This is a genomic window from Arthrobacter sp. R1-13 (assembly GCF_054161475.1).
Map to the genome: position 1 here is coordinate 4,116,616 of NZ_CP096420.1, position 21,782 is coordinate 4,138,397.

Annotated in this window: 19 protein-coding genes; 13 read left to right on the top strand and 6 right to left on the bottom strand. The window is 62.2% G+C overall.

Features of this window, described 5'->3' with window-relative positions; genetic code table 11:
* Positions 1-154: 154 nt before the first annotated feature.
* The 3 genes from M1D88_RS19130 to M1D88_RS19140 form a co-directional block, all read right to left on the bottom strand.
* Positions 155-451: a hypothetical protein gene (locus M1D88_RS19130; RefSeq protein ID WP_458112303.1), complete on the bottom strand. Its 297-nt coding sequence runs from the start codon at positions 449-451 to the stop codon at positions 155-157.
* Positions 452-585: 134 nt separating this feature from the next.
* A complete protein-coding gene (locus M1D88_RS19135; protein WP_458112304.1) occupies positions 586-1,416 on the bottom strand; it encodes an FtsX-like permease family protein in 831 nt (276 codons plus the stop codon).
* A gap of 342 nt (positions 1,417-1,758) precedes the next feature.
* A complete protein-coding gene (locus M1D88_RS19140) occupies positions 1,759-2,355 on the bottom strand; it encodes a gamma carbonic anhydrase family protein (protein WP_458112305.1) in 597 nt (198 codons plus the stop codon).
* Between the two features lie 128 nt (positions 2,356-2,483).
* On the opposite strand from M1D88_RS19140, the gene M1D88_RS19145 reads away from it, so the two are divergent.
* The 7 genes from M1D88_RS19145 (at position 2,484) to M1D88_RS19175 (ending at position 11,886) form a co-directional block, all read left to right on the top strand.
* Entirely contained in the window at positions 2,484-3,530 is a 1,047-nt protein-coding gene (locus M1D88_RS19145; protein WP_458112306.1) for a LacI family DNA-binding transcriptional regulator, read from the top strand.
* 134 nt (positions 3,531-3,664) lie between these two features.
* Positions 3,665-4,936 carry an ABC transporter substrate-binding protein gene (locus M1D88_RS19150; protein WP_458112307.1) on the top strand — a complete coding sequence of 424 codons (1,272 nt, stop codon included), beginning with the start codon at positions 3,665-3,667 and terminating at the stop codon, positions 4,934-4,936.
* A 57-nt stretch (positions 4,937-4,993) separates the two neighbouring features.
* The gene (locus tag M1D88_RS19155; RefSeq protein ID WP_458112308.1) at positions 4,994-5,956 is read left to right on the top strand and encodes a carbohydrate ABC transporter permease; all 963 of its coding nucleotides are present in this window, start codon (positions 4,994-4,996) and stop codon (positions 5,954-5,956) included.
* The gene (locus tag M1D88_RS19160; RefSeq protein WP_458112309.1) at positions 5,956-6,840 is read left to right on the top strand and encodes a carbohydrate ABC transporter permease; all 885 of its coding nucleotides are present in this window, start codon (positions 5,956-5,958) and stop codon (positions 6,838-6,840) included. The genes M1D88_RS19155 and M1D88_RS19160 overlap by 1 nt, the downstream gene beginning before the upstream one ends.
* 8 nt (positions 6,841-6,848) lie before the next feature.
* Positions 6,849-8,162, top strand: a complete 1,314-nt coding sequence (locus M1D88_RS19165) for a family 1 glycosylhydrolase (RefSeq protein WP_458112310.1) — start codon at positions 6,849-6,851, stop codon at positions 8,160-8,162.
* Positions 8,144-9,673, top strand: coding sequence for an arabinosylfuranosidase ArfA (gene arfA / locus M1D88_RS19170; protein WP_458112311.1), 1,530 nt, complete (start codon positions 8,144-8,146; stop codon positions 9,671-9,673). The genes M1D88_RS19165 and arfA overlap by 19 nt, the downstream gene beginning before the upstream one ends.
* 110 nt (positions 9,674-9,783) lie before the next feature.
* Complete coding sequence (locus tag M1D88_RS19175) at positions 9,784-11,886, top strand: RICIN domain-containing protein (protein ID WP_458112312.1); 2,103 nt, start codon at positions 9,784-9,786, stop codon at positions 11,884-11,886.
* 278 nt (positions 11,887-12,164) lie between these two features.
* Here the strand turns inward: M1D88_RS19175 and M1D88_RS19180 are convergent, their stop codons facing one another.
* On the bottom strand, positions 12,165-12,359 hold the full coding sequence (locus tag M1D88_RS19180) for a hypothetical protein (RefSeq protein ID WP_458112313.1): 195 nt from the start codon (positions 12,357-12,359) through the stop codon (positions 12,165-12,167).
* A 9-nt stretch (positions 12,360-12,368) separates the two neighbouring features.
* Between M1D88_RS19180 and M1D88_RS19185 the strand changes: the two genes are divergently transcribed.
* The 3 genes from M1D88_RS19185 to M1D88_RS19195 all read left to right on the top strand — a co-directional run bounded on the left by M1D88_RS19185 (position 12,369) and on the right by M1D88_RS19195 (position 15,603).
* On the top strand, positions 12,369-14,327 hold the full coding sequence (locus M1D88_RS19185) for a copper-translocating P-type ATPase (protein WP_458112314.1): 1,959 nt from the start codon (positions 12,369-12,371) through the stop codon (positions 14,325-14,327).
* 86 nt (positions 14,328-14,413) lie between these two features.
* Positions 14,414-14,905: a hypothetical protein gene (locus M1D88_RS19190; RefSeq protein WP_458112315.1), complete on the top strand. Its 492-nt coding sequence runs from the start codon at positions 14,414-14,416 to the stop codon at positions 14,903-14,905.
* Positions 14,906-14,985: 80 nt separating this feature from the next.
* Positions 14,986-15,603, top strand: coding sequence for a DUF305 domain-containing protein (locus tag M1D88_RS19195; protein ID WP_458112316.1), 618 nt, complete (start codon positions 14,986-14,988; stop codon positions 15,601-15,603).
* 113 nt (positions 15,604-15,716) lie between these two features.
* Here the strand turns inward: M1D88_RS19195 and M1D88_RS19200 are convergent, their stop codons facing one another.
* Positions 15,717-16,655: an SGNH/GDSL hydrolase family protein gene (locus tag M1D88_RS19200; RefSeq protein ID WP_458112317.1), complete on the bottom strand. Its 939-nt coding sequence runs from the start codon at positions 16,653-16,655 to the stop codon at positions 15,717-15,719.
* A gap of 258 nt (positions 16,656-16,913) precedes the next feature.
* Positions 16,914-18,323: an MFS transporter gene (locus M1D88_RS19205; RefSeq protein ID WP_458114579.1), complete on the bottom strand. Its 1,410-nt coding sequence runs from the start codon at positions 18,321-18,323 to the stop codon at positions 16,914-16,916.
* Positions 18,324-18,550: 227 nt separating this feature from the next.
* On the opposite strand from M1D88_RS19205, the gene M1D88_RS19210 reads away from it, so the two are divergent.
* From M1D88_RS19210 to M1D88_RS19220, 3 genes are all read left to right on the top strand, one after another.
* Positions 18,551-19,471 carry a helix-turn-helix transcriptional regulator gene (locus tag M1D88_RS19210; RefSeq protein ID WP_458112318.1) on the top strand — a complete coding sequence of 307 codons (921 nt, stop codon included), beginning with the start codon at positions 18,551-18,553 and terminating at the stop codon, positions 19,469-19,471.
* Between the two features lie 99 nt (positions 19,472-19,570).
* A complete protein-coding gene (locus M1D88_RS19215; protein ID WP_458112319.1) occupies positions 19,571-20,896 on the top strand; it encodes a DUF4241 domain-containing protein in 1,326 nt (441 codons plus the stop codon).
* Between the two features lie 88 nt (positions 20,897-20,984).
* Positions 20,985-21,740 (top strand): SDR family NAD(P)-dependent oxidoreductase, encoded by a 756-nt coding sequence (locus M1D88_RS19220; RefSeq protein WP_458112320.1) that lies wholly within the window; start codon positions 20,985-20,987, stop codon positions 21,738-21,740.
* Positions 21,741-21,782 lie beyond the last annotated feature (42 nt).

Here is a 21,782-nt window from a genome sequence, read left to right on the forward strand (position 1 = left end):
CAGGGCACGCCCGGTTGTTGAGCGATCTACACTCAACTTTACTCAGGAGCAGCACGTTGTCAATCCAAGTTGAGCGCACTCCACTCAACTTTGGTTTTTGGCCGGAGCGAGTCCGGATGGCCTCCTCTTCAGTCAGTCACAGTCAGCCGAACCGCTAGTTCCGCTGGACGCGACCCTCCGTATCGTCGTCATCACGGCCGGGCACGACGTCGTCGCCGGTTGCGTTCCGCTGGCTCTGCGTCAGCCCGGAAGGGTCCACCTTTCCGGCATCGCCGTAGTCACCCTCCTCATATTCACCTTCCACGGGCGCTGTAACGGGTTCATCCACAACACCGGCATCCCCATAGTCACCGTCGACGTACTGGCCACCCTCCCCCTCCAGGGCCGGGTTGGGCGTGCTGGTGTGGCGCTTTTCTTCGCGCGAGGTTTCGAACTCTTCATTCTCGGACATGAATGGATTCCTCCTCAGTCAGTGGCGCCCAGGCGGGCACAGTGGCAGTCTATCGACGCCGCAGTTCGCATGACAGAGCCCCACGCATCCGGTACGGGGACAGCCCCGGTGGCCTAGTTGCGGATCAGTAACGGCTATTCGAAGCGGGTTGCAGTCACTGCGGTGTTGGTCCGGATGAGTCCGAAAGTCGCCGTTACCGCCCCGAGGGCAAGAAGCAGGCTTAGGCCCAGGGCCATGAAGTAGTCAGCCGTGGGCCACGTGACCTTATAAGTGTCGTCGATGCTTGTGACCATCAGCCAGGCCACAAGAAACCCGAGTCCGATCGACAACAGCAGCACGGCCAGGAGGGGGACGGCAGCCTCCCGCGCGATGATCCTGCGTATGACGGACACCGGCATCCCCATCAACCGCATCAGACCGAGCACTCTCGCCCTGTCCAGCACGGCGGAGGCTGTGGCAACGGCCAGGGAGATTCCGGCAATTGCGGTCGCCACGAACATGCCCAAGTAAGCGAGTACAGCAAGGCCCTGGACGATGAGTGTGCCGGTCTGCAGTTTGCTGTCGGCCACTGAAGCGGCGGGCATGGCGGTGATGCCTGGACTGTTCAGGACTGTCCGTGCCCGATCCATCGCTTCGGGCGAGCCGTCGGTGTCGATCATCATCACCACCGGATGCAGTCCCTCTACTTTGTCGGTAGCAGCGGCGCTCAGCGGTACGGGCTGCGTAGTCCAGAAGTAGAGGAAGGAGAAATCGAAAGCAAAGACTCCTGTTCCCGGGATGTGCTCAAATCCCAGCTTGGGAGCATCGGCAGCCCTGATGGTGAGGTCAGGTATGGAAGCTGCTCCCAAGAGTGGTGTTTGGGCGTAGCCAATGACAGCACTTCTGATTCCCGGGAGCTCCTCCGCCCGCCCAGCGACCTCTAGCACCTCGGCAGGGGAACGTCCCTCGGCTACGGTCGCGTGCAAGGCAGTGTGCTGCAACAGGCCAGGGCAGGCAGGCGCCACATCTTCGGCCTGGATAATGCTGGATCCCCCGGCGAAGACCTAGACGACGAACACCGCAATAACCAACCCCGACACGGATCGGAAGGTGGCCACGGGGGTCCTCCCGATCCGGCTCGCCGCGATGACTGCAGAGGCATTGCGCGCTCGGGCTAATCCCAGGCGGCTCGCGAAGAGAGTCAGCCACGGGCCGATCACCACTAGGTTGCCCCCAATGGCCCGATTCCGGTGCGAGCTGTGCGGAAGCCAGCCACAAGCGCGGAAGCCGTGACCACCAGAACTACGACGGCGGCGGCAGGCCTGGCTTCAGCCTTCCAGCACGGTGTCGTTCAGATGTTCCCCGTAGTACGACGACTGGTTTTGCATCAGCTCGCTCATTGACGTCCCTCGCGGCACTCCATAGACAGTGCCAGGGAAGTCAAGGGTCCGCTGGATTTTCCAGATCTCCTCATGGCGTTCGGGGGAAAGGATGCTGACGGGATCACCTACCGCCACCCAACCAATGGGCACTACCGCTCCGGCCTCGAGCCTGGAGTTCACCTGAACTACGCCGTTGATGCGCACTTCCGCTCCCGCACCTATGAACGAGCCGGGAAAAAGCGAAGCCCCTGTTGCAACAAAGGCCTCTGTTTCCAGAGTGGCACCGTTTATGTGCGCGTGTGGCCCCACCATCACACAGTCTCCGATGAGGGCTGGATGCCCCAAGCGCCCGCGCACCAAGGCGTTCTCCATCACCACAACATTCCGGCCAATGCGGACCTCGCCATCCTCCGCGGTTACCACCGCGCCATGGAGTATCCGGGTTCCCTCACCGATGACCACGGCACCCGACACTACGGCCGTGGGCGCAACATATGCGGAGGGATGGATGGACGGGCGGGCATCGCGGTGCTCAAGCAACATCCAGTCATCCTAGCCTTGGCTTCCCTTGGCCCGCTCCCCCTGCTACCAACGTTGTACCTCACTGCTTCCAACGTTGTACCCTGATGGCAGGGCAGTCTTCCTGCCCGTTCGCGGGGGAAGGAGTGGCTGTGTCAGTCACAATCAGGGATGTTGCACGGGTCAGCGGCTTTTCCATCAAGACGGTGTCCAACGTGATCAACGGGCATCCCCAGCTGCGTCCCGAAACCAAACAGCGGGTTGAAGACGCCATAAAGCAGCTGGGTTACCGACCTAATCTCTCCGCACGGAACCTGCGGTCCGGCAGGTCTGGGGTCATCGGGTTGATCATTCCCGATCTCACCACCGCGTATTTCGCCGAGCTCGCCGACGCGATTATGCGTGCCGCCGCAGTCAAGGGGCTTGCGGTGCTGATCGAACCGATTGGCAGCGGCCGCGAAAACGAACTCGCCGCGCTCCAAGGCCAGCACCGCCACATGGTCGATGGGGTGATCTACAGTTCCCTCACGCTGGGTGCGGCAGACGCCGACCTCCTGAAGCGCGTCGACACGCCGCTGGTGGTCCTCGGCGATACGTCATTCGATGGGCAGGTGGACAGAATCACGATGGCGAACACGGCTGGTGCGTGCGCAGCGACTGAACATCTGTTGTCAACGGGCCGGCGTCGTATTCTGGCCCTGGCTGCCCACGAGGGTGACATCGTCGCCTCAGCGGAACTCCGTATGGCTGGTTACCGCGAGGCCATTGAGGCAGCCGGCCTGCCTTTTGATCCCCAACTGGTCTGCTACGCGGAATCCTGGCATCGTCGCGGCGGTGCGGCAGCCATGACCAGATTGCTTGAAGAGGGTGTACTGTTCGACGGCGTATTCGCCTTCAACGACACCCTGGCTCTTGGAGCGATGCGTGTGCTGCAGGAATCCGGCCGGCGCATTCCCCAGGATGTTGCGATCGTGGGCTTCGATGACCTGGATGAAACGCGCTACTCCCTGCCGGCACTTTCAACAGTGAACCCGCGAAGGGATGAGATCGCCACGGCCGCGGTGGAGACCCTGCTTCGCCGGATCGAAGGTGGGTCGGAGCTGGAAGCAGTCGAGCTTGAGACAGGATTTTCCCTCGAAATCCGAGAGTCCTCCGGCACCTCCAGGGAAAAGGCTCCGTCCGCAACGAACGCCGCCTGAAGAAAATCCCGTGAAGGTCTTGACCCCTCGGCAATAGCGCTGCATGCTTAGTACAACGTTTACTTACAACGTTTACCCTACGGTTTGTAATCAGGTTCAGGGACACGGAAGTCCCACTCATTGAAAGGGCTGACATGAATAGGTCGCTCACACTCCTTACTGCGGTTGCTGCCGCGTCGCTGGTCCTGACCTCCTGCTCCGGCGCAGGGGCAGGCTCCGAAAACAAGGAAGGCTCCAAAGCGGAGCTCACGTTCTGGCACGGCTACACTGAAGCCGACGGCAAGGTCTTGAACAAGATCGTGGAGGACTTCAACTCCTCCCAAAACGAGATCAGCATCAAGGTCCAAACCAACCCCTGGTCCGTCATCGACGACACGCTGCTGCCGGCACTGTCCTCCGGAAACGGACCGGACATTGTCGCCATGCCCGCTGAACGCCTCCCGGTATACGCCGACAAGGGCGCCTTCGTCGAACTCGATGACCTCTACAAAGACCCCAACAGCAATCTGGACAAGCTGGTCCCCGCCGCAGCCGACATGGAGAGCGTCAACGGACACAAGTACGGTGTGCCATCCGGCTTCGTACCCCTGGCGATGTTCTACAACAAGGACCTCTTTGCCAAGGCAGGCATTACCACTCCCCCCGCCACTTGGGATGAATGGATCGCAGCGGCCAAGAAGCTTACTGTGGACGCGAACGGTGACGGTACGCCCGAGCAGTTCGGGCTCGGCCTCCCGGACCACGCCACCGTAGCCAATGGTGTCTGGCCCTCTCTCTTCTACGGAAACGGCGGAGACATCGTCAAGGACGGCAAAGCCGTCGTCGACTCGCCTGAAAATGCCGAAACCCTGAAGACCTGGGTTGATGCCATCCGCAACGACAAGATCTCCCCGGCGGGCCTGGACGGTATTGCCGGCGACAAACTCTTCAGCAGCGGGAAGGCCGCCATGTATCTCGGCGGGCCCTGGATGTCCTCGATTGCCAAGGAAAACAACATCGACTATGGCATCGCCGCCGTTCCCGCCGGCCCCGAAGACCAGGCCGCATCGGCCATCGGCGTCTCCATGGCCATCACCAAGCAGAAGGACGATTCCAAGGCCGCTGCCGCGCAGAAGTTCTTCAGCTATTTCCTGCAGAAGGACCAGGCGACCGCCTGGTCGCTGGGTTCGGGATGGCCCCCACTGCGCTCGGACATTCCCGCCGCTGATGTTGCCGCGAACCCGGTAGTGGAAGCCCTGACGAAGCAGTCTGAGTTCGGCCGGCCCCTTCTGCCCGGCGTCGTGAACAGCACCGATGTCCTCACAGCCGTGGACAAGCTGACCCAGCGAGCCGTGGCCGGCGAAAACGTCCAGGACCTGTTGGACGAGACACAGACCTCGATCCAAAAGATCCTCGACACCAAGTAATCAAGACCGGATGCGGCGCCTCCTCCCGGGCGCCGCATCCTTAGAAAGAAGCTCCCCATGAGCACGACAGTGCACAAAAAACCGCTGGAGACACGGCGGTACCGGGCTCCCGCGCCCCTCGGCGGCCGCCGCAACCCTGCCATCGGCCAGCGTCGCAAGAACTTCCAGGCGCTGGCATTCCTTCTCCCGGCCCTCGTGGTCCTCGGCGCCTTCACAGCCTGGCCCATGTTCTCCGCTCTCCGCCTGTCCTTCACCGACGCCAGCGGCTTCGGCAAAGAGGAATGGGTGGGCTTTGAGAACTACGCCCGTATCTTCACCGACCCCGTCATCATCAACGCCGTCGTCAATACCGCTCTTTATGCACTGTTGTTTACACCGACGGCGGTGGCCCTCGCGTTGGCCCTGGCCCTGCTGCTGAACGATCCTAGGCTGCCATTCCGTGGATTCTTCCGCACCGCCCTGTTCCTGCCATTCATCATCAGCCTCGCCGTCGCCGCTATCGCCTGGGCCTACCTGATCGACCCCCAGGTCGGGTTGCTGAACTACTGGCTTGGTAACGCCGGAATCCGGATTGGAAACGTCCTGCAGGATCCCGTCCTTGCCATGCCGGCCGTCGCATTCGTCGCCGTCTGGAAAAGCTTCGGCTTCTACATGGTCATCTTCCTCGCCGGACTCCAGGAAATCCCCGGAAGCCTCTACGAGGCCGCCCGCGTCGACGGAGCAGGACCTTGGACGCGCTTCCGGCATGTGACTATGCCGATGCTCTCCAACACCACCGCGTTCGTCCTGATCTTCGCCCTCATCGCCGCATTGCAGGCCTTCGACCAGATCTACGTCATGACCGGCGGCGGCCCATACGGCCACACCGAAACCGTCGTCATGCAGATCTACACGTCCGGCTTCCGCAAGCTCGACGTCGGTTTCGCCTCCGCGCTGTCCTATGTACTGCTCGCCGCCACATTGCTGCTGAGCGTTATCCAGTTCGTCTTCTTCGGAAAACGCGAACGGGAAGGTGACTGATGTCCACAACACTCCGCCCACGTCTGGCTTCCCGGTTCGCCGGAGCCGGCATGCGTGCCCCGAAACGGTCCACGTTCAACCGCGCTCTGGTGGTCGCACTGCTGGCCTTGGCCACCGCGGTGATCCTGCTGCCCATCGCAATCATTGTCTTCACGGCTTTCAAGCCCGCCGCCGAGGTCAATGCCTTCCCGCCCACGCTCGTACCGGGTCAGTGGACGCTGGATAACTTCGCAAGGATCTTCCAGGAACTGCCCTTTGCGCGGCTGATCGCCAACAGCTTCATCTTCGCAGGCGGCGTCACGTTGTTTGCCCTGTTGTTTGACTCCCTGGCTGCATATGCCTTGGCGAGGATTGACTTCACCGGCAAGAAATTCCTGCTCATCGCCATTATCGCCAGTCTGATGATCCCGTTCCAAGCCACTCTCGTGCCGGTCTACCAGCTCGCCAGCGACCTCGGGTGGGTCAATTCCTTCGCCGCCCTGATCATCCCCCGGGCTGCGGACGCCTTCGGGATCTTCTTCCTGCGTCAGTTCTTCCTTTCCCTGCCCAGGGATTTAGATAACGCGGCCCGCATCGACGGCGCTTCCGAGTGGCGGGTCTACTGGAACATCATCCTGCCCAATGCCATGCCGGCCATCCTGACCCTGGGCGTCTTCGTGTTCGTCAACAACTGGAACGACCTGCTCTGGCCGCTGATCTTCACCACAGACAAGGACATGGGCACCCTCACCTCGGGACTGACCCTCCTGACCGGCCCAGGCGGAATCGTCCCTTACGGCGTGATGATGGCAGGAGCCCTCGTGGCCATCCTCCCCCTCGCCGCCATCTTTATGTTTGTCCAACGCCGCTTCATCGAAAGCGTCGCCACCACCGGATTGAAGTGAGTAGAAATTTGAACTGGTACCAAGACGGGCGTCTGCACTTCGGCCTCGGCATCGAAGATACGTTCATCCCCCAGGAGCGCCCCGGGGAACGCTCCCTTGACGAATACGACCTCACGCAGCACTACAGGTTCTGGCACCAGGATCTTGGCCTGGCCAAGGAAGCCGGCGGCGAATTCCTCCGCTGGGGAATCCCCTGGTATCGGATCAACCCCGAACCGGGAGTGTGGAAGTGGGAGTGGCTGGACAAAGTCATGGACCGTTTCGCCGAACTTGAACTCAGGCCGCTGGTGGACCTCATGCACTACGGGACCCCGACCTGGCTGGACAACCAGTTCCTGAACTCCAGCTACCCCGAACGCGTCGCGGACTACTCCGCCCGCGTCGCCGCCCGCTACGCAGACACAGTAGTGGACTACACCCCTGTTAACGAGCCAATGATCCACACGCTGTTCTCGGGCAAGTTCGGACACTGGCCACCTTACCTGTCAGGGGACGATGGGCTGGTCGCCCTGGTATGCAATCTGTCCAAGGGCTTTGTCCTGGCCCAGCAAAACATGGCAGAGGTCCTCGGGGACCGCGCGATCTTCACCCATGTAGACGCCGGTTTCCGGTTCGTTAGCGACTCCGCTGACGGCGCGCACGACGAGGAAATCCGGCACCTCACTGCGCGTTCCTACCTCGTTGAAGACCTCGTCACCGGCAAGGTGAACGCCAACCACGAGCTCGCGTCATGGCTCAGCCGCCATGGGATGACGGACTACGACCTGAGCTGGCACCAGGACAACGTCGTGCTTCCCGATGTCATGGGTGTGAACTACTATCCCCTGCACTCCACGGAACTGCTCGAAGCCGGGAAACCCCGGCGCGGCGACATCTCCGACCCGCGCGCGGTCCGCAATGACTGGACCGAAGGGCTGGCCGATGTCCTCACCAACTATGGGCAGCGGTACGGCGCCCCGGTAGCCCTTACTGAAACCTGCCTCACCGGCTCCTACGACCGGCGCCTGGAGTGGTTAGACGCGTCAGTGGAATGCGTGCAGCAGTTGCGCGCCGCTGGACAGAACATCGTCGGCTACACCTGGTGGCCCGTCACGGACATGTACGAATGGACCTACCGCTACGGAACCGAACCCCTGGAACACTACCGGCTGACCATGGGCCTGTGGGACCTGGTGCCGGATGAAATCGGTACCCTCCACCGCGTCAAAAACCCCGTAGCGGACCGATTCCTGCACCACGCAACCAAGGCCATCGCCGACACCACCCCAAACTCCGTAGTCGTCCTTGAACAGGAAAGAAGCCCGTGGCCACTGCACGCCTGACCCTTGATCCTCGGCGCACCATCGGTGTCATCAACCGCCGCATGTTTGGTTCCTTCGTTGAGCATCTCGGCCGCAGCGTCTACGACGGAATCTACGAACCCGGGCACGAACACGCCGATACAGCCGGATTCCGAAACGACGTCAAGGAACTCGTAAAGGAACTGGGCATCTCCGCCATCCGCTACCCCGGCGGCAACTTTGTATCAGGCTTCAAATGGGAAGACAGCGTCGGTCCCGTCGAGCAACGCCCGCGGCGACTCGATCTCGCTTGGCACTCTACCGAGACGAACGCAGTGGGACTCCACGAATTCGCGGGCTGGCTAGAAGAAATCGGCAGCGAACTCATGCTTGCCGTCAACCTCGGAACCCGAGGAACCCAGGAAGCCTTGGAGCTGCTGGAGTACTGCAATCTCCCCTACGGCACAGCACTGGCGTCCGAGCGTTCCGGCAACGGCCGGGACAAGCCGTTCAACATAAAGATGTGGTGCCTCGGCAACGAAATGGACGGACCCTGGCAAATCGGGCACCGCAGTGCAGAAGACTACGGCAAGCTCGCCTCCCAAACCGCCAAGGCCATGCGCCAGCTGGACCCCTCCATCGAACTTGTTGCCTGTGGATCATCCAGCGCCGATATGCCTACGTTCGGCGAATGGGAACGCGTCGTCCTCAACCACACCTACGAAGACGTCGACTTCATCTCCTGCCACGCCTACTACGAAATCAAGAACGATGACCTCGGAAGCTTCCTCGCATCGGCGGCGAACATGGACCGCTTCATCAACTCCGTCACGGCCACCGCAGATCACATCAAGGCCGTCCGCGGCAGCAACAAAACCCTGAACATCTCTTTTGATGAATGGAATGTCTGGTACAACGAACGCTTCGAAAAAGTCGACAAAATCACAGGAATCGACAACTGGCCTGTAGCCCCGCGTCTCCTGGAAGACACCTACACCGTCGCGGACGCCGTCGTCGTCGGGAACCTGCTGATCTCGCTCCTCAACCACGCCGACCGGGTCACCTCCGCATCCCTGGCCCAACTGGTCAACGTCATCGCCCCCATCATGACCGAACCAGGCGGACCGGCCTGGAAACAGACCACGTTCTTCCCGTTCGCTCTGACCTCCAACAACACCCGCGGATCCGCTCTCGACACCGGGCTGGAAAGCGAAACCTACGACACTGCCATGCACGGCACTGTCCGTATTGTTGATGCGGCTGCCAGCTACGATCCCGCAGACGGGAAGGCATCGGTTTTCCTGGTGAACCGCAGCACCCACGGGCCGTCGACAGTCACCATCGACACCAGCCACCTCGGAAACGTAAAGATCATGGACGCACAGACCCTGACGGACTCCGACGTCTTAGCAGCCAACACACTGAGTAACCCCCAACGCGTGCAGCTCCAACCCTTGGAAGGGATCGAACAGCAGGCAGGCTCCATCACCCTGACGCTGCCCCCCGTATCCTGGACCGCACTCCTCCTGACCAACACTCCCGCGCCGGCCTAGGAAGCTAGACCCGCGGCGCCCACTGCGATTCAGGTTCCCCCGCCCGCCGCTCGCATCCCCCAAAAACACACATCGGAGAAGGAATGAAACATGTCTCGCCAGGTTCAACCATGCCCCGCTACTTTGCTGGGCCGGGAGGAGCCAGACCGCTCATAGCCGGCGTACTGCTGGTCCTCTTGGTGGTTCTAACAGCACAATTCACCGCAGCGACTCCGGCATCGGCAGTCACCACGGGAAACGGCGCCCTCGTCTACTCCCCACCAGCGGGCTCCTCGTTCAACCCCGAGGGCGGTCGCGCTGCTGGCACCACGTACCCCAAAGTCATCACGCTGAAGAACAACGGAACCGCCAACGGAACACTGCTGGCAACGTTCGACAAACTGGTCCTGACCAACGGAGTACAGACCTACCCGATCCACCGCAGCACCGATAACGGAACCACGTGGACCAAGATCTCCGATGTAAATCCCAGCATCAACTTCCCCGCGCTGACCCGTACCGCTCAGCCATACCTCTTTGAACTGCCCCAACAAGTGGGCAACCTGCCGGCCGGGACCGTTCTGCTCGCAGGCATGATCATGCCAGAGGACAGGTCGAGCAGCAGACTCGTTGTCTACAAGAGCCTGGACAAGGGAGTCACTTGGTCCTTCCAGAGCACCATCGACTCCGGCGGCCCGGCTGTGTACGACCCGAGCCCCACCTCCTCCACCACCACCGTGTGGGAGCCTTCGCTCGCCATCGATGGACTGGGCGGCCTCGTCGCCTACTTCTCCGACGAACGACAGAAAGCCAACGGCGTGCTGCAGGCAGTGTCCTACCGCCGCTCCACCGATGGCGGTCTCACCTGGGGTGCATTGGCCAACGTATCCGCTCCGCCGAACAACAGCGACCGCCCCGGCATGATCACCGTGACCAAAATGCAGGATGGCCGCTACTTGGCCACTTTCGAAGTGGTGAACCGCCCAAGCCAGGGTCAGAACACAGCTCCCGTCTACTTCAAGATTTCACCGGACGGCCTGAACTGGTCCCCCGAGGCCAGCATCGGCACCAAAGTAGCCCTTCAGGACGGCCGGGGAATAGGATCGTCCCCCTACGTCAAATGGGTCCCGACCGGCGGTCCAAAGGGCATGGTAATCATCGCCTCAAAGTGGTCCCTGGATGCCTCCGGAACCATCGACGGGGGCCAGAACTTCTACGTCAACTACAACCTCGGCGACGGCCAGTGGGAACGCTTGCCGTTCGCCGTCACCTATGATGCCACGGACACACAGGGGGGCTCCTTCACCGGATTCGCTCAGGGATTCGACACCAGCGTGGACGGCAGAACCCTCTACCAGGCCACTAACGTGGAGAATCCCAGCACTACTTACAACGACGTCCGGGTCGGCTCTATCCCCTTGGACGCCCAACAGTACGAAGCCGAACGCGCAGTACGTCAGGATACGGCCCTGGTCACAGACCCCGATACGTCCAATGGGGCCAAGGTCGGCAACATCAACAACACCGGCAGCTCCGTCACGTTCACTGTCAGGGTGCCGGCAGCCGGAACCTACACCCTAAACATGCGCTACTCCAACGGAACAGGCGCCACCAGCTCCCACTTCGTCAAAGTCAACGGAGGAGCCTCGAGCACGTTGAACTACCCGGCCACAGTCGACTGGGGACGCTACGGCTGGGCGCAGATGACGGCCACCCTTGCCGCGGGAACCAACACCGTCTCCTTTAGCAAGGCGGGCTCATTCGCTGAGCTGGACACTCTCCACGTCTACCGCGCATCCTCCGGACTGGACCCGCAATTTCGCATCGTCAACCGCAACAGCGGAAAATCACTGGAAATCCTAGGAGCTTCCACCGCTGACGGTGCAGGGGCCGGACAGTGGGGCGACACCGGCAACCCCACCCAACTGTGGAATGTCAGCCAGGCCACCGGCGGAATCCAACTGACAAACGTCAACAGCGGCAAACTGCTCGAAATCGGCTCTGCCGCAACAGCAAGCGGAGTGCAGGCAACACAATGGAGCCCGACCGGGAATGCCACCCAGGTCTGGTCACCCACCGTCAGCGGCGGCTGGTGGAAACTCGTGAATGCCAACAGCGGAAAGCTGCTTGAAATAGCGGGCGCTTCCACCGCCGACGGAGCCATCGCGCAGCAATACACCGCCAACGGCTTCACTTGCCAGCAATGGAAACTTGTACGCGAAGGCATTCAATAGCAACCCATTAGGGCACACTGCGAAGAAAGAGTCGACAAAGCGGGGAAGGCTCCTGTCCACCACGATGGGCAGGGACCTTCCTCGTCGTTTTGATGGTTGTGGTTGACCCCGGGCTTGTGCCCGATACCCCCTAGGGGTATATTGAACGTGTTGTCAGTGAAGTGGTATGTCCAGGCCGGACCTCCGGCCGTCACAGCCGTTCAACCCCAGCGCCATAACTTTTTTCTAGGAATGGATCTGACATGCACGGAAAAGAAGACGCAAAAGGACTGCAGGAGTCAAGGGCTCCCGGAGCCACCACGGCCGCTGCAGGGAGCCATCATCATCACGACCACAGTGGGCATCAGCACCACGATCACGGTCATGGCCACCACATCACTGAAAGCCCCGCGACTCATGGCCTCAACAGTCATAAGGCACACGGCCGGGACGATGATCACGTGGTGCACAGCCACGGCCAGCATGCCGGACACAGCACCGCCATGTTCAAGAACAGGTTCTGGCTGACCCTGGCATTGTCAGTGCCGGTGGTGTACTTCAGCCCGATGGTCGGGCATCTGCTCGGCTACATGGCACCGGTCTTTCCCGGATCGAGCTGGATCCCTCCGGTACTGGGAACAGTCATTTTTCTATACGGCGGCCAACCATTCCTGACGGGCGGCCTGAAAGAACTGAAGTCCAGACGCCCCGGCATGATGCTGCTCATCGGCATGGCCATCAGCGTTGCCTTTGTAGCGTCCTGGGCCACGAGCCTTGGCATCGGCGGATTCGACCTCGACTTCTGGTGGGAACTGGCCCTGCTCGTAGCGATCATGCTGCTGGGGCACTGGATCGAAATGCGTGCCCTTGGTTCTGCCCAAGGCGCCCTTGATGCCCTGGCGGCACTGCTTCCTGACGAGGCCGAGCGGGTCACAGAATCAGGTACTGAAACGGTCAGCGTCTCCGAACTCAGGGCCGGTGATGTCGTCCTCGTCCGCTCCGGTGCACGGATGCCTGCGGACGGCACTGTGATCGATGGCCAAGCCGAGTTCGACGAATCCATGATCACCGGCGAGTCAAAGACTGTTACGCGCGCCCCGGATGACCAGGTCATCGCCGGAACGGTTGCTACGGACAACGCCGTGAGGGTCCGGGTTACGGCCATCGGCGAAGACACTGCCCTTGCCGGTATCCAGCGCCTGGTCGCGGAAGCACAGGCGTCGTCGTCCAGGGCCCAGGCTCTCGCGGACAGAGCAGCAGCCTTCCTCTTCTACTTCGCCGCCGTCGCGGGCATCATCACGTTCATCGCCTGGACGCTGCTCGGGAGCGTCCCCGACGCCGTCACCCGCACCGTCACCGTTCTGGTGATCGCCTGCCCCCACGCTCTTGGCCTTGCCATCCCGCTGGTCATCGCTATCTCCACCGAACAGGCGGCCCGGGCCGGTGTGCTGATCAAGAACCGGATGGCCCTGGAACGCATGCGGACGGTCGACGTCGTCCTGTTCGACAAGACGGGAACGCTTACCAAAGGAGAGCCTGAGCTCAAGGACGCTGCAAGTGCAGACGGTGTCAGCCGGAATCAATTGCTGGCGCTGGCTGCCGCGGTTGAGTCCGACAGCGAACACCCGGTGGCCCGTGCAGTGGTCCGTGCCGCTCAGCGGGAATCACTGGACATTCCCCAGGCCACAGACTTCACGTCGCTGACAGGGAGGGGCGTTCGAGCCACGGTTGACGGCCGCAGCGTTCAGGTGGGCGGCCCCGCATTGCTCCGCGAACTGGGAATCACCGAGCCTCAAGAGCTGTCGCAGGCTACCCGAGTCTGGATGGACCGCGGCGCTGCCGTTTTGCACGTCGTCGACGGTGGAAAGGTCCTTGGCGCCGTAACTCTCGAGGACGCCGTCCGCACCGAATCACGGCAGGCCGTGAAGGCGCTGCAGGACCGTGGCGTCAAGGTGGCCATGATCACCGGAGATGCCAAGCAGGTAGCGCAGGCCGTTGGATCCGAGCTGGGTATTGACGAGGTCTTCGCCGAGGTCCTTCCGGCGGACAAGGACAAGAAAGTGGCAGAGCTGCAGGCCCGCGGGCTGAAAGTTGCAATGGTGGGCGACGGCGTCAACGATGCGCCCGCTCTGGCGCGGGCAGAGGTGGGCATTGCCATCGGCGCCGGCACGGACGTCGCGATGGAGTCGGCGGGAGTCGTTCTTGCCGGCAACGACCCCCGGGCAGTCCTCTCGATGGTGGACCTCTCCCGCGCGAGCTACGGAAAGATGTGGCAGAACCTCGTGTGGGCCACCGGCTACAACGTCCTCGCCGTCCCCCTGGCCGCCGGAGTGCTGGCATTCGCTGGCGTGTCGCTCTCCCCTGCTGCCGGTGCTGTCCTGATGTCAGCCTCGACGATCGTGGTTGCGTTGAATGCGCAACTGCTGCGGCGCGTGAAACTGAGCCCCGCCCACGTCCGGTGAGCTGCCGCCGACGTTGATTAACAGTAAGGCAGCTGCTCAGAACGGTAGCCTTGAAACCGCCTGCATCATTGGAAGGAGGGAACGCCATGACCCGGGACCGGACTCTTGATGCCACTGCATTCTTGCGCAAGATAGGCCTGCTCGCCGCGGTCCTCTGGATCATCGGCGGCATCTTCGGTATGCACGTCATAAGCCCGGCGCACTCTGCTCAGCATCACGCAACAACTCATCAGCTGACGGCCTCGCACCATGACCCGGCCTCGCACCACGATGCGGCAGGTCACCATGATGTGGCAGTGCACCGTGAAGCGGCAGCACACCTCCACGCAACGGCCCCGGACGTGGGGGCCGCGTCGTTCTCGGACCAGTGCTCATGCTCAGGTGATTGCACCAGCATGGAGGGGACCCGGGCGTCGTGCACCCTCTCAACGAACACAACCTCCCTGGCCGCACCGTTTCCAGGCCGCACCTGGGTGGGGGCCGACACCAATGCCAGACCTGCGAACAGTGCTGCTGTCCACTGGAACTTCTATCCATCCAGCCTTTCTCCAGGCGAACTGTCCATCAGTCGGACGTAAAAACAGGCACTCGATCGCAACGATGACCTGGACCATCCCGACGGCGCAAAGCGCCACATCAAACTTGAAGGATCCGACTGATGAACAAGAAGACGTTTTTGACCCTGTCCGCCACCACCCTCGCCGCCACTCTTGCCCTTGCCGGATGTGCTGCTGATTCCGGATCCGGCGGGCACAACATGCCCGGCATGGACCACAGCACCACGGCCGCCTCTCCGTCCGGCAGTGCAACCGCGACAGCCGTGCTCCATAACGCGGCCGACACGGTGTTTGCCCAGATGATGATCCCGCACCACGCCCAAGCCGTGGAAATGAGCGACATGGTGCTGGAAAAGCAGGATATCCCGGCTCCGGTGAGGGACCTGGCCGCCAGGATCAAGGCCGCCCAAGGCCCGGAGATTGAAACGATGACCGGGTGGCTCAAGAGCTGGAACGAATCCGCAACGGCCCACTCCGGTCACGGCATGGAGGGCATGATGAGCGAAGCGGACCTAGCACAGCTGGAAGCCGCTCAGGGAACGGAAGCTGCGAAGCTTTTCCTGAACCAGATGATCACCCACCACGAAGGCGCTGTGACAATGGCCAAAGCCGAGTCAACAGACGGAGCGAACCCGGACGCCGTGAATCTCAGCAAGGTGATCGTGACTGCACAGGAAGCGGAGATCGTCGAAATGCGGAACCTGCTGGGCACTCTCTAACCGGCCGCCGCAGGCCGAGCCTGCGCTGTTAGTCGCTGCCCGCCGTCGTTCGTTCCAGGACCCACCGGCGGGCAGCGGCGGCTGCAGCCCGGCTTGCTGTTGTTCGCCGGAGACTAGGTCGCCCCATCCCATTGGGCGCTGATCGCGGTGCCGCCGTTGGCTAAGACCCGCGCCTGCCCGTTGGGCGCATAGCCGACGGCAACATGGAGGTCACCGCCAGGGTGGTAGATGCGGGCGTCGTGCTGATAGTTCAGCAACGATGCCAGGTCGCTCCGGACTGCATCCCGTTTCCCATTGGCCGAGACGAACAGGAAACCGGCAGTTGATCCATACAGGACTGCGTCCCCGTCGAGCTTCCACCATCCCCGGCGCGCATCTCGGATGGTCCCCTCAGCGAGGTTGACACCGCCTATCCCAGTGAACGCTGTGTCAGCACTGCCTGGGCGGGCGAAATCAGCGAACGCGGCACCGCGTGGAATGCCGCCCGACAGGTTGTCCTGAACCCAGCCCGCGATTACAGCGTGGCCCCGCCCATTGGGATGGCCGTCATAGTAGTTCCATTCAGGGCGTCCCACCCTCAGCCAAGGTCCGCCTTCGACGTATGGGACGGTGGAGGGCAGGGTGCGACGGATTGCAGCGTCCACCTGGAGGAGCTGCGGGGACGGTGTGCTGTGGATCCACATCGGGGAAATCACCGTTATCTGAGCGGCTGGGGCCGCCAGCTTCACAGCTTCCAGGGTGGCGCGGACGGCGGCTTCAAGCTCGGCATTCGGGCGGTTCAGGCTTGCGTCATTGATTCCACCGCTGATCAGGACAGTCTCCGTATCTGCCGGAATGCCCTGCGCCTGTTGAAGGAACGTGGCGCCTGCGCCACGATTTATGTACCCGGAGCCGGGCACAGCCTTGTTGATCTCCACTGCGCCCCGGCTGGCGGCGTAGAGGGTAGTCCACCGCTTGGACGGATCCGGAAGCATGTACCCGGACCCGAAACTATCACCGATGATGGCGAGCTTTCCGCTGGTTACGGTGGCTGATGCCCGTTCGACCGGCAATGATGGCGATAGCGACAGGAGCAGGCAGCAGACCAGCAACAAAGGCACCAGCCGAAGTGCGGACGATCCCTCGATTCGTTTCCTGGAGTCCTTTGATAGCAATATTCTGAACACCCTGCCCCCCGGTCAGTTCCCCTAGCGCCCGGACCCCTTTAGTGCTTTCCCTAACCTGGGTCCCCTTGCTGGAATTTTTGCGTGCACCACTCAAGGACCCATCTGTTTCTTCACAGCATCAAGGAAGGAACACACAACTAAAGCTCAAGTTCGCGGGGCAGCTACGTTTTTCTGAACGGCCGCGGGCTTTTTGAGGAACGCTGCGACCACCAGCCCTGTGGCAAGGCACATGCCTGCGTTGACCCAGATTGCGAGGGTGACGCCACTGAGAACGGCCGGGGCATGGGTTGATCCTCGGGCGACCAACTGTCCGGCAAAAATGGCGCTCATGATGGGGATGCCCATAGTGATGCCGATCTGCTGGCTCATGGTGGCCAAACCAGTGGCGAGTCCCCGCTCCCCCTCCGGCAGCCCGGAGGTGGCTGTGACCATGAAGCCGACGATGACAACCAGGTTGGCAACACCGCCCACAAAGGTGGCGGCCAGAAGCAGCGCGATGGAGGCGGGGTCGTTGCTCAGCATGACCAGGGAGGCTGTCGCGATGGCCTGGACGAGGAAGCCGTAAACGATAGCCCGTTTGTGCCCCACCTTGCCGATTATCTTGGGGCCAAGGATTCCGCCCAGGACGGTTCCCAGTCCCAGCACGGCGAACGCTAGCCCGGCGCCCAGTGGGGTGTAACCCAGCACCTGCTGGAGGTACAGGGTCAGCAGGAACACCAGAGAGGTTTCGGTCACAAAAGCCAGAACACCCGCGGTGTTGCCCCAGGCGACGGTGGAGCGCCTGAGGATCGCCAGTGGCACGAGTGGGAATTCTGCCCGTCGCTCCACGGCGGTGAAGGCAAGGAACATCGCCGCTGCCGCTGCCAACGAACCCAGCGTTAGCGGGTCTGTCCAGGAGTTCTCTGCTGCATGCGTCATGCCGAATACGAGGGCAAGGAGGCCTAAGGTGACGGTGATTGCGCCGGGGACGTCCAGCCTTGTTTTGGTTGTTGGCCTGCTCTCGGCCAATACGACCGGTGCAATGGCCAGTACGGCAACTGCAACCGGGACGTTGATGAAGAACGCCCAGCGCCAGCTGAAGGTATCGGTGAGGAGCCCGCCCAGGATGGCGCCCGCGGTGAAGCCGGCCGCCATCAGCGCCCCGTTGAGGCCCAGTGCCTTGTCCCGTAGTGGGCCCTCCGGAAATGAGCCCAGCAACAGTGCCAGGGCCGCAGGGACGACCATAGCCGTGGCAACGCCTTGGCCTATACGGGCGATCAGCAGGATCGCGGGGTCAATCGCCAGACCTCCCATCAGCGAAGCGGCGCCCAGCAGGGCCATGCCTGTGAGAAACATCTTGCGCCTGCCTTCCAGGTCGGCGACCCTGCCGAACAGGAGGGTAAGGCCCGCAGCACAAAGGGAAAATGCCGTGGCGATCCATTGCAGGTTCTCCAGGCTGAAGCCGACGTCGGCGCCAATAGTGGGCAGGGCGACGTTGAGGATGGAGAAGTCGACGGCGAGCGTAAAACTTGCGGTCAGGAGCACGATCAGGGCTAGCCGCTGCTTGCCGCTCATGCCCTGAGTCGATGAGGTGTTGGGAGTAGGCGGCCTCAGTAGTGTGTCTGGATCGATGGTCTCGGGCTGAGTGGTCATGAGAAGTGGTCCTTGTCTACTTATCCGAGCCGCCAAGGCTGCGGGCGGCATCCTCAGCTTTGAGGAATCCAGCAAGATCAACCACACCCCGCTGTGGGTACCCCTGCCAGTGACAGGACAACTACTCCAGTTACCGGCAGACTGGGCTCATGAGTAATCTGAGCGAACTTGGGGAGTTCCTTCGCGTCCGCCGGGCGGCCCTCCAGCCGGAGGACGTCGGTCTTTTGAACTACGGTATCCGCAGGGTGCCCGGGCTTCGGAGGGAGGAACTGGCCATGCTGGCCGGGGTCAGTAACACCTACTACACCCGGCTGGAGCAGGGCCTGAGCACCAATGCCTCTGAATCGGTCATCGGTTCCATTGCCCGGGCCCTGGGCTTGAACACCGATGAGCGTACACACTTGTTCAACCTTGCCCGGCCCGGCAAAACTAGACGTCGCGCAATGACCAAACCCGACAAGGCCAGTCCGGGAACTGTGCGCCTGGTGCGCTCTATGTTTACTATTCCAGCGGTTGTGTTGAGCCGCCGCAGCGAAGTATTGGCATGGAATCCGCTTGGCCACCGGCTGGTTGCCGGGCATCTGGATCTGGAGGCGCCGGAAAAGCCATCAACTCGTCCGAACATGACCCGGATGCTGTTCCTGGATCCGCACACGCGGGAGCTCTACCCGCACTGGCAGAAGGAGGCGAGGCGTGCCGTCGCTTCCCTTCGCCTCCTGGCCGGGATGAGTTCAGACGATTTTGAACTGGCAGCCCTGGTGGGTGAACTGACCGTAAAGAGCCCGGAGTTCGCCACGTTGTGGGCTAACCATCCGGTGGAGAACTGCATGTCAGGCCTGAAGTCAATGCACCATCCTGAAGTGGGTTCCCTTGAACTGAACTTTGAAGTCCTCGCCCAAAGTGACGAGTCAGGGCACAGGATTCTGATGTACACCGCTGATCCCGGGACCCCTGCAGCCGAAGCCCTGCAGTTGCTGCGCGCGGAAACAGATGAGCCCAAAGCGGCCAGAACTACGAGTTCCGGGGTGGCCATCGGCACAACCACAGACTGCAGCGCGTTGATACGGTGACGCAAGCCGGGACGGCAGTACCTGTTCGAGCTTGGCCAGCGCCCGGAAAAGCCTGCAGGTTTCTAGTAGACGCAACCATGTCTCGCTAGGGTGTGTGCTATGACTCAGGATGAGGTCCGCAGCAGAATCGATGCCTTCGTGGCCGACTTCCACACGAGGTGGCAGCGGTCCGGCAAGTCCCCGGGCATGTTCTCGTTCGATCCAGGGGCCTTCCAAGTCTGGACCGGCGAGTTGGCCGAACTGGTCGCGACCCATTGCGCCCCAGGAGTACGCACCGGCCAAGAAGGTGCACTGTCTTCCAGTCCCGCGCACGACCCCGCCGCCGAGCAGATCACCGACGTCGAGGTCGCCGAGGACACGGCGACGGTTCGCTCGGTCATCCAAACGGCAGGGAACACCACCTACTACCACGAGTACCAGCTGCTGCGCGGCGACGACGGGTGGAGGATCTCCCACATCTCGACCTTCCTGGACCCGCCCGGCAAACCGCTGGTCGATCCCGCTGTGGCCGAGGCACTCATGCAGAGGACCTCAGCCCGCGCTGCCCTGCCCGATCTGCCGGCACACCTGGAGCTGGACTTTCCGGGACTATTCACAGCGGGCAGGATGGTGGAACCGTTTGGCGAACCGGCGCGGCTCGACGTCCTCCACCTTGGCAAGATCACCTGCGCCTCCGGCGTGCTCACGGTCTTGGACTTCGGTTTCGTTGACGCACACTTCGTCCCCTTGGCCCGACGGATAACGCCGGGGACGTACGCCATCGAAGTTGCCACGGTGTCGGGCGTGACGGTCGCAGTACGGCTGCTGCTGTCCGAGGCGCCCGCAGTCAGCTGGCACCGCGCCGAGTTCACCGACGGCACATACAATGTGGGAGTCGATGCCGGTAACGTTGCCCTCCTCGACGTCGGGTCGCTGGTGATGTGTCAGGCCCAGCGCGTCCATGCGATGTTTCAAGAGCATGTGGAACGGCTCATAGAGACACCGGGCACAATGTTCGGCCTCGCCGGCGAGGTGGTGGATGCGGTCATGGTCACGAGCGGGTATGGCGACGGGGCCTACCCTTGTTACTGGGGTTTGGCCGCCGACGGCACTCTCACCTCACTCGTTGTCGATTTCCAGGTGCTCGCAGAGAACATCCTTCGCACTAGCAGCGTTCCGTTCCAACCCAGTCCGGTCAGCACTCCGGAACTCGCCGGTCACGAACTGCAGATCACTGCGAAAGGCGGCTCGTTCGTAGTCAGCAACAGGGGTGAGGACATCCGCTTCCGAGTGCTGGCACCGGACGGTGAGCTCCTTGTGGACGGAAACCATCTCGGCACCTTCATCACGGGAGGCACCTCCAGCAAGACGTGGAACCCGGACGTGCCTCCTCCGCCCGGCTCCGTCCTCGAGGTCACTGAGTATCTTGGCTACCGGCACATCTAGCCCATGGTTGGCAGGGATGGATAACGTCGCCCCCCCGCTAGATTGATTGAGTGAAACAGGACACTCCCGCTCAGGAGAGGATCGGCGCATGAGCGAACTACAGGGCCTGGTGGCCATAGTTACAGGAGGGTCATCCGGCATCGGCGATGCGGTCGTGGGCAGGCTCCAGTCGCTGGGGGCCCAGGTCGCCATTTTGGACCGCCATCCCACCAGGTCAGCACGGGGCGCCTTCCCCGCCGTCTGCGACGTGAGCGACGACGGCTCGGTCCGTGCCGCCGTCGACGCCGTCCTGGCGCAGTTTGGCCGTCTGGACATAGTGGTGAACAACGCCGGCATCGGTGCGCAAGGCAGCGTGGCTGATAACGACGACGACGAATGGCACCGGGTGTGGGACGTCAATGTCGTGGGCATGGTGCGGGTCAGCCGTGCGGCGCTTCCAGCGCTGCGGAAGTCGCCGTCGGCAGTCATCGTTAACATGTGCTCCGTTGCCGCTACGGCAGGCATGCCACAACGGGCTCTGTACTCCGCCACCAAAGGTGCGGTGCTCTCGCTGACCCGGGCAATGGCGGCGGACCACATCCGTGAAGGCATCAGGGTGAACTGCATCAATCCCGGGACGACTGACACGCCGTGGGTGTCCCGCCTGTTGGAGGGTGCCCCGGACCCTGCGGCGGAACGCGCCGCCCTTGAAGCGCGCCACCCCCACGGCCGGCTGATTTCCGCAGAGGAGGTGGCAGGCGCGGTTGCCTACCTGGTCAGCCCCCGCTCCGGTTCCACCACCGGAACGTCCGTAGCCGTCGACGGCGGCATGCAGGCTTTGCGCCTACGCCCGCCAGCGCAGTGAAGAGGCCTAAAGGCAGGGCCGCAGGCTAACCCGGGGCCGCGG

Bases quoted from the DNA above. Each gene is read 5' to 3' on its own strand.
- M1D88_RS19185 (WP_458112314.1), top strand. From the start codon at position 12,369: ATGTTCAAGAACAGGTTCTGGCTGACCCTGGCATTGTCAGTGCCGGTG.
- M1D88_RS19155 (WP_458112308.1), top strand. From the start codon at position 4,994: ATGAGCACGACAGTGCACAAAAAACCGCTGGAGACACGGCGGTACCGG.
- M1D88_RS19175 (WP_458112312.1), top strand. From the start codon at position 9,784: ATGCCCCGCTACTTTGCTGGGCCGGGAGGAGCCAGACCGCTCATAGCC.
- M1D88_RS19160 (WP_458112309.1), top strand. From the start codon at position 5,956: ATGTCCACAACACTCCGCCCACGTCTGGCTTCCCGGTTCGCCGGAGCC.
- M1D88_RS19205 (WP_458114579.1), bottom strand. From the start codon at position 18,323: ATGAGCGGCAAGCAGCGGCTAGCCCTGATCGTGCTCCTGACCGCAAGT.
- M1D88_RS19150 (WP_458112307.1), top strand. From the start codon at position 3,665: ATGAATAGGTCGCTCACACTCCTTACTGCGGTTGCTGCCGCGTCGCTG.
- M1D88_RS19210 (WP_458112318.1), top strand. From the start codon at position 18,551: ATGAGTAATCTGAGCGAACTTGGGGAGTTCCTTCGCGTCCGCCGGGCG.
- M1D88_RS19195 (WP_458112316.1), top strand. From the start codon at position 14,986: ATGAACAAGAAGACGTTTTTGACCCTGTCCGCCACCACCCTCGCCGCC.
- M1D88_RS19140 (WP_458112305.1), bottom strand. From the start codon at position 2,355: ATGTTGCTTGAGCACCGCGATGCCCGCCCGTCCATCCATCCCTCCGCA.
- M1D88_RS19220 (WP_458112320.1), top strand. From the start codon at position 20,985: ATGAGCGAACTACAGGGCCTGGTGGCCATAGTTACAGGAGGGTCATCC.
- M1D88_RS19130 (WP_458112303.1), bottom strand. From the start codon at position 451: ATGTCCGAGAATGAAGAGTTCGAAACCTCGCGCGAAGAAAAGCGCCAC.
- M1D88_RS19190 (WP_458112315.1), top strand. From the start codon at position 14,414: ATGACCCGGGACCGGACTCTTGATGCCACTGCATTCTTGCGCAAGATA.
- M1D88_RS19215 (WP_458112319.1), top strand. From the start codon at position 19,571: ATGACTCAGGATGAGGTCCGCAGCAGAATCGATGCCTTCGTGGCCGAC.